The organism is Emticicia oligotrophica DSM 17448 (genome assembly GCF_000263195.1).
Taxonomy (GTDB): Bacteria; Bacteroidota; Bacteroidia; order Cytophagales; family Spirosomataceae; genus Emticicia; species Emticicia oligotrophica.
Map to the genome: position 1 here is coordinate 1,921,192 of NC_018748.1, position 14,273 is coordinate 1,935,464.

General features: G+C 32.9%; 9 protein-coding genes. 1 reads left to right on the plus strand and 8 read right to left on the minus strand.

What is annotated here, in order from left to right; genetic code table 11:
* Positions 1 to 94 precede the first annotated feature (94 nt).
* From EMTOL_RS21730 to EMTOL_RS08005, 7 genes are all read right to left on the minus strand, one after another.
* Entirely contained in the window at positions 95 to 1,384 is a 1,290-nt protein-coding gene (locus EMTOL_RS21730; RefSeq protein ID WP_015028766.1) for a M48 family metalloprotease, read from the minus strand.
* A 147-nt stretch (positions 1,385 to 1,531) separates the two neighbouring features.
* A complete protein-coding gene (locus EMTOL_RS07980) occupies positions 1,532 to 3,334 on the minus strand; it encodes a tetratricopeptide repeat protein (protein ID WP_305953198.1) in 1,803 nt (600 codons plus the stop codon).
* A 469-nt stretch (positions 3,335 to 3,803) separates the two neighbouring features.
* The gene (locus EMTOL_RS07985; protein WP_015028768.1) at positions 3,804 to 5,414 is read right to left on the minus strand and encodes an Ig-like domain-containing protein; all 1,611 of its coding nucleotides are present in this window, start codon (positions 5,412 to 5,414) and stop codon (positions 3,804 to 3,806) included.
* A gap of 74 nt (positions 5,415 to 5,488) precedes the next feature.
* Positions 5,489 to 7,351 (minus strand): tRNA uridine-5-carboxymethylaminomethyl(34) synthesis enzyme MnmG, encoded by a 1,863-nt coding sequence (gene mnmG, locus EMTOL_RS07990; protein WP_015028769.1) that lies wholly within the window; start codon positions 7,349 to 7,351, stop codon positions 5,489 to 5,491.
* Positions 7,352 to 7,609: 258 nt separating this feature from the next.
* On the minus strand, positions 7,610 to 10,933 hold the full coding sequence (locus EMTOL_RS07995) for a DUF4175 family protein (RefSeq protein WP_015028770.1): 3,324 nt from the start codon (positions 10,931 to 10,933) through the stop codon (positions 7,610 to 7,612).
* A 24-nt stretch (positions 10,934 to 10,957) separates the two neighbouring features.
* The gene (locus tag EMTOL_RS08000; protein WP_015028771.1) at positions 10,958 to 11,719 is read right to left on the minus strand and encodes an exodeoxyribonuclease III; all 762 of its coding nucleotides are present in this window, start codon (positions 11,717 to 11,719) and stop codon (positions 10,958 to 10,960) included.
* A gap of 35 nt (positions 11,720 to 11,754) precedes the next feature.
* A complete protein-coding gene (locus tag EMTOL_RS08005; protein ID WP_015028772.1) occupies positions 11,755 to 12,114 on the minus strand; it encodes a hypothetical protein in 360 nt (119 codons plus the stop codon).
* A gap of 35 nt (positions 12,115 to 12,149) precedes the next feature.
* Between EMTOL_RS08005 and EMTOL_RS08010 the strand changes: the two genes are divergently transcribed.
* Positions 12,150 to 12,836 carry a ComF family protein gene (locus tag EMTOL_RS08010; protein WP_015028773.1) on the plus strand — a complete coding sequence of 229 codons (687 nt, stop codon included), beginning with the start codon at positions 12,150 to 12,152 and terminating at the stop codon, positions 12,834 to 12,836.
* Positions 12,837 to 12,899: 63 nt separating this feature from the next.
* Here EMTOL_RS08010 and gldJ read toward each other — a convergent pair whose 3' ends face one another.
* Entirely contained in the window at positions 12,900 to 14,189 is a 1,290-nt protein-coding gene (gene gldJ, locus EMTOL_RS08015; RefSeq protein WP_015028774.1) for a gliding motility lipoprotein GldJ, read from the minus strand.
* Positions 14,190 to 14,273: the final 84 nt, after the last annotated feature.

Sequence of the window (14,273 nt, forward strand, 5' to 3'; positions counted from 1 at the left end):
ACGGACTAATGCCCAAATTTTTATAATTTACCCATATTTTAACCTTTTGAAAACAATAAATCCCACTTTTTGAGCGGGATTTATATACAGTTTTTTAATATTGTCTTGCCTTTTTATCAGGAATATATCCTTTTCTTTCTATATCATTGATATAAAAAGTATCCTCTCTTCTACCATCTGGATATATTCTCATTGCTTTACCATGTTTGATATTATTTTCCATCCTAACTACTAATCTTATGTTATTATTGAAGATAAAATAACCTTTATCATCATTCATGAACCCATTTTTAAACTTACCCACATACTTATCCCCATTCTTATAAAAATAGGTTCCGTTGCCTTCATATTTACCTATTTTGAAATTCCCAACATATTTTTTCTCACCATCAGGATAAAACTCTACGCCTCTTCCATCTCTTTTTCCGTTTCTCCATTCACCTTCATACTTTTCTTCTGTTTTTGGGTTAATCATTTTACCAAAACCATTTGAACAATCTCCTTCAAAACACCCACCTTTTTTAGTTTCTCCATTAATTTCTTCTTTCTTTGGTGAATCTGTCAAGACTATTTCAGGCTTTTTAAAAGTACCTTCAGCGTTTTCCACTGGGTTATCCACTTTATCAACATTTCCATTGTTTTCTATGGGTAAAGGATTGTGTGTAGGTATTTGTTGTGGAATTGTTCTTGGTGTATTTTGTGGTTGAGATATTGTTTTCGTTGGCTCTTCTGATGTTTGATTTTTTGCTTGAACCAAAATACTTCCATCAGTTTTTTTAATATTTGGGTAGAGCTCTTGAGCATTCTCATATCCTTTTTTTATCGCAGCTAATCTTTTGGGGCGAGCTGGGTGTGAGCCACCATCATAATCAGATGTAAGTTTACTTATAGCAGCTTGAGCTTCTTTCAAAGTTGCTCCCATTTGATACATCACAAATCCGGAGAATTCATCTGCCTCTAATTCTTTAGTTGGGTCTGAACCTCCTTCAATAATTGTATGGCCTTGCAAATGATGACCAATTTCGTGAGCTAAAATACTTAATGCACCCCAATCTGATTTCGAAAGGTCATTGGCTTTTTTCATAAATGCTCCATCATAGACAATCAACCTTGTTTGACCTTGAATAGCTGCAAAACAATTATCCGTATTTGGACATTCCATCACATAAAAGTTTCTTTTCAATCCACTTCTTCTTACAATTTCATCCACTGCTTTTTCAGCAATTTCTTTTGAACGGAAACTAAATTGACTACAAAATGCTCTTTCGTTTATTTTTTGTCCGTAATAATTATATCCAAGTGAATGTACTGTTTCTTCTTGAGCATTTGCAATACTTAAGATTGTGGAAAACACTGTGGACAGTGTTAATAACTTTAGTTTCATTGGGTGAAAGTTTTACAAATATTAAATAGACTATTATCGTGTAAAGTATATTTCGATAGTGTAAAGGAGGTTTTTGAGGTTGATTTAACAAAAAAGCCTCAAAGCAGAAAGGTTTGAGGCTTTTCAATATATAAATGTGGAAAACAATTAGTTTATTGTATCTCCTCGTAAATTTCTAAATCGCTTTCGTGCCTCCGCACCATAAATTGAACCAGGGAACTTTTGAAGTATTTCTCTATACAATTCCATAGCTTTATCTTTTTGGCCAAAATACTCTTCATAAATTTTTGCTTCTAAAAATATCGCATCATCAGCCAATATATCGAAGTTATAATTTTTTCTTAGTAGCTCTAAATCTTCAAGAGCTTTTTGTGGTTCATTTACTTTTAAATGCGTGTTTGCTTTAAGCCAAAGTATATCATCGGCCAAACTATGTGACTTATATTTTTCGAATATTGAATCCAATGCACGCATGGCTTCATCATTTCTATTTTGAAATAACAATAAATCAACTTTGGCATATTCTTGCATGGCAACTTCAGAGGTATCAAGCCCAATATTATCTTGTATCAGCAAACTCAATTGCATGGCATCATTGGCAATTTCTCGGGTAGTTGCTTTTTTTAAAATGTCAAGGATTTCCTTTGCTAGGTCAAACTCACCGCTGTAGTAATGAAGTTTTGCGTTTCTCAGCTTAGCTTCTTGCCCGAGTTGGTCTTCCTTTTGAGATTTTTCAACCTGTGAATAGAGCAGAGTGGCTTCCCAAGGTTCGTTTTTTAGTATGTAAATATCACCCAAATCTAACTTACATCTATCTCTAAAGGCATTATCTGAGCCTGCTATCTTGATTGCTGTTTCAAGTACTGTGATGGCAGTGTCTTTTTCATTCAAATAAAAAGCATAAAGTTGAGCTGCATTGCGTAATGCCTCCATTGTCTTGATGTTTCTGCCTAAATCTGAAAATAAACTTTGATAATCTTTAATCAATGCCCTTATGTCTGTAATGTTGACAGGATAAGTTGTTTTTACCACTTCTTCTTTGCAGAATAACGCATTTCTTCTTGCATAAATATAGTATTGACCTTGAGGATATTCTTTCATCACATAGTCATACATTTGTATGGCACTTTTAAAATCTTTATTTACCAAAGCAGTTTGAGCTAATTCAAAAACACTTTGTCCATCTTGTCTAAGGCGTCGGTCCAATGCTCTTGTTTGTATAAAGGCCTTAGAAAACTCTTTCTGCTGCACTAAATGCCAAATTAGAAGGTTTGCATAGTATTGTTCCGTTGGAAACCTCTGTACCTTGCTGTAAAGGGCTTTTTCAAGCATTTCTATTTCAGCATCTGTTTTCAAATTATCTTGGAACGTTGCTTTTACGTAATCGGCATTGCCTTCTACTAATCCATACTTCAACATTTCTTCTATCATTTGCTCTTTTTGCCCATTATATAGATAGGCTCTGGCCATCAAAATAGAGAATTTGTTTTCATCTCTAGCTTGTTCTCTTCCTCTTTTTAATAACTGAATAACTAAATCAGTTTTTGAATTCTTGTATAAAAAATCTTGGAGCTCATAAATTGTTCCTTCATTTCTTGCCGCAAGGTCAATTAAAGCTTCCATTTCTTTTTGAGCTTCTACAAATTTACCAGTCATTTCGAGCAAGGCTGTGTAATCTGCTCTAAAAGTTATACCTGTTATATCGTTGTTCTTTATTTGACGCCTCAAATATTTTTCAGCTTCATCATAGTTTTTCAGTTTAAATAAACATTGAATATAATTCGCATGAATTAAACGTACATTGTTCCTATCCTTCGCAATTTTTTGAAAAATGTCCTTAGCCTTTTCATATTCTCCTTGTTTAAAATATTCATTGGCCAACTCAATATCTTGAGCTTTTAGAATTCCGCTTATCAGTAAGAATAAGATTATTAACACATTCCGTTTCATACCTAAAAAAATAAAAAATATATTATTTAAAATGTTGTTTTTGTTTATTAGCACTGTGGATTTGTGAATTTCTTTTATTTGTTGAAAACCCCATTTAAAGCTGTGTACATAACTAATCGTCTTATCCACAAGTTTATTATGCTAATTAACACTTATATTCTTGATAATCAATTCTAATGCTATTTATTGACACTCATAAAAAATATTTTGTGTGAATTATTTGCTTCACTTTCCACAGTATGTGTCCACGTTAATTAACAAGATGTGAATTGAGGATAACCTCCTACTTATGCCTCTTTTCCACTGTTGAAAATTTCTTTCCACCATTTCTTTTCTTTTCCCACAACCCTTTCAACCCCTCTGTTCACTATATCCATTTATAATCCACATGCTTGTCCACAATATTTATTGGATATTTTTTATTTTGAATTGACCTTTTTTGAATCGGTATTGGTGAAACACCTTTCCCCTACTTTATTGAAATATCTCTTACCTCAAAATTCGCCTTTAACCTTATTGGTTCTGAATAAAATGATATGCTTTCCGGAAGTATATTATTCTCTACATTTCCATAATCCCAATATCCATTTTCATTTTCGTCCTTAATTATCCTAATTAAATATATACCGGGTTTTACATGAATGAATAAGAACTTATCTTTAGCCTTCTGCTCTGAAACAACCTCATATTTCTCATTAATTAATTGTATAATTTTATTGGATTTCTTTTCTTCAAAACTTCCTTCAAGTAGTGCATATTCTTCGGTTTTTAGGATTGAATTTTTTTGTATAAATCGCTCACTCGAATCTCCCATGATATCTACAAATGCACCTTTAACCAACTCAAGTTTTATGTCTTGTTTGGCCTTTATTTCTTTTTGAATGATTAGTTTGGTTTTTGATTGATTCCAAATGATATTCGAATTTTCAAGTTTTTCTTCTGTGATTGTATCTGATAATATTTTGATTTTCGTTAAATCAAAGTCTTTTATTGGCGTTAAAAATTTTAGTTCGTAAACCAATTTTTTCTCTACATCTTCTCCTTGTTTCGGTTTTATACTGAATTGTGTATATTCCTTTTTTTCTTTTTTCTTTTTCTCAGGTTCTCTAAACTTAATTTTTTGAAAATGAGTGAGTACATTTCCACTCGAATCTTTTACAGTAATATTTGCTTTAAGTGTATCAAGGCTTTGGTTTACATTATAAAACTTAAGTTCTTTTCCTTCTCCGTAGTAAGGAATACTATCGTTTTTTCTTTCAAATTTCACTTCAAAAGATAAAATGTTTTTATCATACTGAACTGTAAAATCTTCTACTTTTGAAATAGCTTTTTGATTTTTTGGTTTTTCATTATTAGCATTTGCGAGTAATAAATTTACGTTTGAATAATTTTTACTCAGTTTGATCGTATCTTTTGTAAAACCTATTGATTCTGTTTTTGCATCAAATTTTAGGTTATTATTTTTATCTGTAAATGCATAGATTTTATAATTACCACTTTTGATGTTTTCAAATTGATAATTTCCGCTTGAATCTGTTTTTATAAAGTAATCAGGTTTTGTCTTTTTTAGGTCTAATGAATCCTGAATTTTATATAAAGCTACGTGTGCTTCTAAAATTGGTTGGTTTGTCAACAAGCTTTTCACATTTCCACTTACTTTCATTGAATCTATTAAGTTTCCTGTACTGAAGACAAGTTTCAGATTTCTGGCTTCATTTCTTTCATTCAAATCCTTTATTCCTTTTCTAAAATTCAGTGTGTAAGTTGTACTATCCTTAAATTGATTATCAAATTTTAGGATTACACTATTAGCTTTTGATTTAATATTAAATGAACCTTCTATTTCAGGAACAACAAGTAGTTCTTGTCGTAAACTTGTTACATCTACTAACTCATCAAAGGCTAGTGTAATTGATTTTTCTTTAAAATTCCTTTGCCCATTTTTGGGATTTGATGAAATGAGTTTCGGGGGTATTTCATCTTTTTTACCACCTGTCGGTGGAACAAACTGTGCACAGCCCCAAATACTTCCAGCTATTGACCAAATAATAATGTTTCTAATTGATTTATTAATTATCATTTTCTATTTGAATTTTTATCTAAAATAAAACCCTCAATGATTAGTTGAGGGTAATTATGAAAATTTAACTTTTATTATCTTCCTAGGTGAATCATAATAACTGATATATCTGCTGGTGAAACCCCACTTATTCTCGAAGCTTGTCCTAAAGTTTGTGGTTTTATCTTCTTTAATTTTTGTCTTGCTTCAATCGAAATTGATAGTAACTTTTCGTAGTCAAAGTCTGGGTTTATTCTTAAATCTTCCAATCTCGACATTTTCTCAGCCATTAATAATTCTTTTTCTATATAACTTTCGTACTTCACTTTTATTACTGCTTGTTCGATTATTTCGTCATCAAATCTGCTCAGATACTCTGTCATTTCTTTGTCTAACATTCTTATATTATTGATTTCAATTTCAGGTCTTTTCAATATACTATAGAATGTTGATTTTTCCCTAAGCCCTGAAGAGCCTATTCCTTCAAGATATGAATTTGCTACATCGGGTGCAATCTTTCTCGTTTTGATTTCTTTTACTATATCTTCTGCTGAAGTTTGTTTATACTTCATTCTATCTAATCGTTCCACAGAAGCCAATCCTAAATCATAACCTTTTTGGGTTAATCTTATATCCGCATTGTCTTGTCTTAATAAAGTTCTGAATTCAGCTCTTGAAGTAAACATTCTATAAGGCTCATCTGTCCCTTTATTTATTAAGTCATCAATTAAAACGCCTATATAAGCTTCATTACGTTTGAGGATGAATTCTTCTTTTTCATGAACTTTATTGTGTGCATTTATACCAGCCATCAATCCTTGACATGCCGCTTCTTCATAACCTGTTGTTCCATTTATTTGCCCTGCGAAATATAAGTTCTCAATTAAATGAGTTTCAAGGGTTAGTTTCAATTGAGTTGGTGGAAAAAAATCATATTCAATGGCATATCCAGGTCTAAACATTCTTACTTTCTCAAAACCTTTAATTTTAGTCAAGGCCTCATACTGAATTTCTTCAGGCAACGAAGTAGAAAATCCATTTATATACATTTCTACTGTATTCCATCCTTCTGGTTCTACAAATATTTGATGATGGTCTTTATCTGCAAATCGATTTATTTTATCTTCAACAGATGGACAATACCTTGGACCTAGACCTTTAATTCTTCCACTAAACATCGGTGACTTGTCGAACCCTTTTCTTAGTACTTCGTGAACTTTTTCGTTCGTATAGGTTACATAACAACTTCTTTGCTTAGTTAATTTAGGTGTATCTGTATATGAGAATTTCTCTGGATTTTCATCTCCTTTTTGTTCTTCCATTAATTCCCAATTCAGCGAACGTCCATCAATTCTTGGTGGAGTACCAGTTTTCATTCTTCCAGATTCAAATCCTAAACTTATTAATTGCTCTGTAATTCCATAAGCTGCTTTCTCTCCAGTTCTACCTCCACCAAAGTTTTTTTCTCCAATATGAATCTTTCCGTTTAAAAACGTCCCATTTGTCAATACTACGGCTTTAGCTTTAACCTCAAGTCCCATTCCTGTACGCACCCCCACTACCCTATTATCCTTGATAATTAATCCTTCTATCATTTCTTGCCAAAAGTCTACGTTCGGGATTTTTTCCAACGTATCTCTCCATTCTTGGGCAAATAACATTCTATCACTTTGGCATCGTGGACTCCACATAGCCGGACCTTTCGAACGATTAAGCATTCTAAATTGAATCATGGTTTTATCACTTATGATTCCTGATTGTCCGCCTAAAGCATCTATTTCACGAACTATTTGTCCTTTTGCTACACCGCCCATTGCTGGATTACATGACATTTGTGCTATCGTGTGCATATTCATTGTAACCAATAAAACAGACGAACCCATATTTGCGGCAGCGGCAGCAGCTTCGCAACCTGCATGCCCAGCACCTACTACAATTACATCGTACTCTTTAAACATTGTTATTTATTTATGTTTCCACGTGAAACGTTTTTGTGTTTGTATTTTTGCGTGTTTCACGTGGAACGTGAAAATTTTATAGTGATATTTGGATAAAAAACTTCCGAATATATGTTAAGAAATTTTATTAAAATATATAATGTGTGAAATGTGATTTAACTATCATATAATAAAAAAACAGAAATTGGAACTGAATATAAATAGAAACAAAAAAGGGACGCATTTGGTGCGTCCCTGCAAATTTAGTAATAAAAATCTTTACTTGATTTTTCTAAAATAATTATCAGTTTGTTTCTTGTAGAATGGAGTATAATTAGGCGGAACTGTGCGAATTAATTCTACTTGTTTTTGTTTTTCCTGCATAAACTTTTCCATAGAAGGAGGAGATTGACGATTGAATTGTTGTGCTGTCTTAGATTGACGCGTAGGGTCTTCCTCTTGCTGTTGAATCGCTTTCTCTGCTTCTAAAAGACGAGTCTGAATATCTCGAGAACGTTTGATTAAATCAGGGTTTACTCGCTTGTTAACTAAATCAGTTTCATTTTCGTCCATTCTCTTTTCAATATCTTTCAGTTCATTGCCGAGTTTTTTTCCAATATCAGTACCTTTTAATTCATTTTGAAGTTGTTGAATTCTTCTTCTCAATTCTGCTTGTTCTTGGGCAAGTTTGGCGGCTTGCTCAGACATCTCTCTTCCAGACATTCCTCCCTTGGAAAGTCTATCCATTCCTTTGTTGATTTGCTCTTGTTTTTCACCCATTGGCATTGGCATACTACCTTTCTTTCCTTTGCTCTTTCCACTTCCAGGCATAGCATTTGCCATCATTTGTTGCATTTGACTAAAAGTATCACTTAACATTAATGCAAGATTATTAATGGAGGTCATTGAAAACTGTTGTTTGGCAGAAGCAATATTTAATTTACGTTCTTTGATAAACTTTACACTTTCATCCATGGAGTTTCGCATAGATGTTACCTCCTTTGTCACGAAAGATTGAATTTGAAGAACACGTTTTGCTAATGAATAAAGACTATCTTCAATCATTTTGGCATCATCTTGAATCTTTAATTGTTCTTGAGAAAGTTTAATAAATCGAGGGTCTGAGACATTTAGACTTCTAAAATCCTTCATAATCTTTTCTTGGTCGAAAGATAATTTAACTAAATTCTCAAGAATAGCCCTCAAGGCATCTATATCTTCGTCCATTTCCTTCATTTCTTGAGACTTCATAGATTCTTTCATTTTTTGAGCCATCTTCTTCATTTTTTGAGAGGCTTTCTTTTGGCTTTTTGAAGCAGCATTATTTTGATTTTCTTCAAGTTGCTTTTCGGAATTTTGTTGGTCATCTGAAATTTCATCTTGCTCATCCTTTTGCTCATCAAAATCTTTTTTCAATTCTTTGCTAAGCTCCTCAATATCTTTCATTTGTTCTTTTTTATCATCGAACTCTTTTGAAAGCTTTTCTTGCTCTTTTTTCAATTCGTCATTTTTTGATTCTTTCTGTTGTTGATTTTGTTCTTTATCATTCTTTTGAGTTTCATCCGAAAGTTTATCTTGTTTCTCAGCTAACTTTTCAAGTTCATTAGCTGTCTTTTCAATTTTCTGTTGCATTTGAAGCTGCTTAAAAAGTTTTAGCGTACGGTCAATGTCTTTATCCATATTACGCTCTTGGTTTTTGAGTTTTTCAAGTTGTTCAACAGTTTTTTCATCAAGACCTTTTTCCAACATTTTTTTCAACTCCTCATACATTTTGCTAGTATCCTCATTCATAATTTCTTCCATGAGTTTTTTGAGTTGGTTCATTTTCTTTTCGAGCTCCGGAGATTGTTGCTGAAAACGGTTTGTTTTTTCCTGCATTTGCTGAAATTGTTCTTGCATTGCTTTCATTTCAGCCATTAACTCATCACGCTTTTTGAGCAGGTCTTCTAGTTGCTTTTTTTCTTGAAAATCTAAGTCTTTTTTACTCTTTAGTTTATTTTCAAGGTTGTTCAATTCATTTTTTAGTTTCTTTGATTTCTCGCTAAGCTTTTCAAGCATATTTTCGGTCTTTTCAGAGGCTTTCTTTATCTCGGCGTCATAATTCTTCGAAGAAGGTAAAGCAAACGTTAAAACAGGCGTTTTTGTGCTTTTAGAACCATTCACTCCATCATTATCCCAAACCTGTAAAAAGTATTCTACCTTTTCACCTGGATTAAGTTTAAGTTCAATTAGTGGGAACTGATAATAGAAACTTTGGGAAATCTGAGTTTTATTAAATGGAACATCAAGAGAAACAAATGCTTGATTCTGATTTGAGGTTGTTTCGCGGATAGGACGATAAAAAAGTTTGAATTTCGATAAACCATAGTCATCGTTAATATTTCCACCTAAGACAATATAATTGAATAAGGTAGTGTCTTTAACTTGTTCGAGCTGAATTTGTGGAAATTTATCGGGAATAACGTTGATATAAAAGTCAATATTTTCACGATTGGCACTAAACTGATTTTTTAACTGGATTTTGTAAGGGGAAGAATTTTTCATTCGCCTAACGTAAGAAAAATTATCACCAAAGCCATCTTTAGATAAATGTTTGGGTTCATTTTCAAACAAAAGATAAAGAGAGTCAGTATTACTAGCTTTGAAATTCCACTCAACTGTCGTTCCTTCTGGTACAACAAGGTTTCCAACATTATCAAAACTCTCATTTGATTTATTGAGATAAGAAGGATAATTTAAAGAAACATCAAAAGAAAGTAGATTTGGGCGACTGATGAGTTCTAATTCAAATTCATTTGATTTGAATCCTGATGCTAGAAAATGAAAATCTAATGCATCTTGAACCTTTGAAAAGGTAAAATTATAATTCTTACCATCCACAGAATTCATTTTAAACTTTCGGTCATTAGCAACTAAATAAACAGCTTCAGGAATGGCATTGCCGATAAGTGATAGATTTAAAGTAAAATCTTCATTTTTGACAGCCTTAAGTTCGGGGTTGGTAATTTTAAATTTAAAAGGTGCTTCTTCTGCGAAATCTTTCTGAAAATAAACAATACGCTCTGTACTGCTCTTAAAAAACTTAGGAGAAACAGCCGCTATTAGCATAATTAATGCTAAAGGAGGGAGCACATATTTTAGGTACTTTTTGTTTTCATCGATTTTGATAGCATCGGCAAACTTAACAAACTTAAGTTCATGTGTTTTCTGAGCAATACTAGCTTGTAAAAGCGAATTATCGGAGTCGGAAATTTGTGCCAATTGAAGTGTATTTAATAGCCTATCTCCTATTTCAGGAAAAAACTTGCCAATTTCTTGAGCGGCTTTTTCATAAGAAAGCGGTTCATGAAAATGAAATAAATACAAAAAAGGCTTAATCACCCATGCAAAAAGTGAATAAATTACTAAGGCAAGAAAACTAAAAAACAAGGTTGCTCTGATTGTTGAATTGAATCTACCAAAATATTCAACGGTATTAAGCAACAGAAATGTGGATAAAACCAAAGCAAGTGTGAATAACGAACCTTTAATAAGAAGGTTTTTATAATACTTTCTTTTGTAATCGTCTATTTTTTCAAAAATAGTTTTTACAGATGGAGACATGGTATGAATGGTTTAAAGAAAATTCTATTGTAAAACTAATTCAATCGGACAGTGGTCAGACATCAATTGGTCTGGGTGAATAGCAGCACTAATAAGTTTTTCTTTGAGGTTTTCAGTAACAAAATGATAATCAATACGCCAACCTAAATTTTTTTGCTTTGCTCCTGCTCTATAAGACCACCAAGTATAATGATGAGGTTCTTGGTTAAAGTGCCTAAAAGTATCAACGAATCCAGTATCAAGAAATTTGCCAACCCACTCGCGTTCTTCAGGTAAAAAGCCTGATGAATTTGCGTTACTCTTGGGATTATGGATATCTATCTCCCGATGACAGATATTTACATCTCCACAGATAACTAAATTTGATAACTCTTGACGAAGATTATTTACATAAACCAGAAAGTCTTCTAGGAAGTGCATTTTAACTGTCTGCCTTTCATCTCCAGAAGAACCAGAAGGAAAATACATACTTAAAATTGAAAAGTCTTCAAAATCAGCCCTTAACATACGTCCTTCGTTATCAACCAAAGGATTTCCATTGCCATACTGAATGTGTTTAGGTTTTGTTTTTGAAAGTAATGCTACTCCACTATATCCACGCTTTTGTGCTGGATACCAAAAACAGTGATAGTCTAATTCTTCAAAAAACGGACTTACAAGCTCCGTTTCAGAAAGTTTAATTTCTTGTAGGCATAAAATATCAGGATTACTAATTTTGAGCCAGTTGAGAAGGCCTTTATTAATAGCAGAACGAATTCCATTTACATTATAAGAGATAATTTTCATAATTTGGTATGAGTGCTAATTGATTAAATAAATAATTAAATATGAAGCCCAACTTCCCTTTTAAAATATTCAATAACAAAATGTTTGAGTAAAACCTCTTGCGAAAGCATATCTAGGCTTGGTAAAGGTTTAATTAGCTTCCAATGGGGCCAACCTTCTTTATCTACGCCTTCAAGCTCGTAGTATCCACCAAAACTTAGTACCTTACAAATAGCAATATGCATGAGGTCTTGTTTTTGTTCTTTTGTAAAAACTTTTTTACCTTGTCCAAGCTCTTGAACGCCGATAAGAAATAAAACACCATTTAAATCTGTAGGTTTTTTACCTAAATTATTTTTCAAAAAAAGTAATAAAGTTTGCCAGTTTTCTTTTAATAAAATGTCTTCTTGTGTCATAAAATATTATTTATATACAAACTTAAACAAACAACATGAAATGGTTTAAGCATTTTTTAGATATAATCTATCCAAGAAGCTGCGAAGCATGTGGAGAAGCCCTTTTAGGTGGAGAAAATTTGATTTGTACAAATTGTATGGTAGAACTACCACGAACAAATTCACACATTTTACAAATTGAAAATATATCCAAGAGATTTTGGGGTAAAATTCCAGTTGATAATGCAATAACCTTTTTAAACTTTTCGAAAAAAGGTAGAGTTCAAAAATTATTGCATGAGCTTAAATACCGCAATAAACCAGAAATTGGGAAATACTTAGGTAAGCTTTATGGGGTAGATTTGAAAGCAACAGAATTTAATAAAAAAGTAGATTTAATAATTGGTGTTCCTCTCCATCCTAGCAAATTTGAACAAAGGGGATATAATCAAGCTGATTGCATTGCTGAAGGGCTTTCAGAAGCCCTAGATTTACCGTTTAGAACAGATTTGGTGAAAAGATTAACAAATACTTCAACTCAGACTAAAAAGAGTCGTATCGAAAGATTTTATAATGTAGATAGAATTTTTGAAGTTTTAGCAAAAGAAGAAATTAAAGGAAAAAGAATTGCGATTGTTGATGATGTATTAACTACAGGAGCAACAATAGAATCTTTAGGAATGATATTGCTTGAAGCAGAAGCAAAGAGCATTTCTGTAATAACAATTGCAGCAGCGGCATAACACAAAAAAGTCCCAGTTTTTTAAACTGGGACTTTTTTTGTGTTTATAAGAAGAATTTCAAGATTATATTTTACGTTTTCCTTTAGGTCCAATGGCAATCATAGCACAACGGAAACCAATAGTAGCAGTAGAAGAATCTTGGTCTAATGCACGGCGTGTACCTGGAGATAACCAATAAGCTACATCATTCCATGAACCACCTTTATAAACTCTCAAGTGGTTATCAATCAATGAATTATAACCTTTTTTATCGTAAAGCTTTTCTTCATCAAGATAGTCATTACGACGGATTGGGTTTAAATCATTAACGTCTTGGAAAGAGTTTGGACGGTAAAGGTCATATACCCACTCATTAACATTTCCAGCCATATTATAAAGACCAAAGTCATTTGGTGGGAACTCATAAACTTCAAGGGTAATAGTACCTTTATCATTTTGATGACCTGCAATACCTGCATAGTCACCACGGCCACGCTTGAAGTTGGCAAGCATCGTACCTTTTGTTTTTCCTTTGCTTTTACGTAGAGAAGAACCATCCCATGGGTAAATACGTTGGTTTGATTGGTTTTCGTCCATGTATTGCGTACCAATCAACGCTTTTGCTGCATATTCCCACTCTGCTTCAGTTGGGAGGCGGTAAGCTGGTAAAACATTACCTGATTCAATTGCTAAACGACCACCTGTTTTGGCAGAAGGGGCTTCTGCAACTGGAGCTTTTTTAGCAGATTTCTTACCAAAACCAATCTTTGTTTTAGATTTTGTTTTGTCACCAAAACGTGAGGCCATTTCACCATTAACTGCATCAGTTCTCCACTTGCAATAATCAGATGCTTGAACCCAAGAAACCCCAACAACTGGATACATTCGGAAACCTGGATATCTAAGGTATTGTTCAGTGAATTGGTCATTGAATGAAAGCTTGCTTAGCCATACTGTTGTATCAGGAAGAGCAGATTCATAAAATTCTTGAGAAGAATCTTTTTGAATGGCATTTAGGTATTCTAACCAGTGTAGATTAGTAATTTCAGTTTCATCCATATAAAAAGACGAAACTGTAACAGTTCTTTCAAGGTTATCACGAGAAAAAGTAACATCTTCCTCCACAGTACCCATAGTAAAACGCCCACCTTCGATATAAACAAGGTTTGGACCTGCTGGTTGACCCTTGAAATCCTTTACCTGCAAACCTATAGGTTCTTTACCTTTCTTACTTTTCTTGTTGTATGCAATACCGGTTGCAGTACTTTTGCGTCCAGGATTAATACTTGAAGCTTTCTTTTTGCTCGAACAACCACTGAGCATTAGCGAAAGAGCTAAAGCAACCGCAGTCGAACTAAAAAGTAGTTTTTTCATTTTCGGAATGATTTTTGTTAAATAAATACGTTTTGCAAAAATAGGTAATTCAATATATATTTCAGTAGAAATCTGAAAATCAAT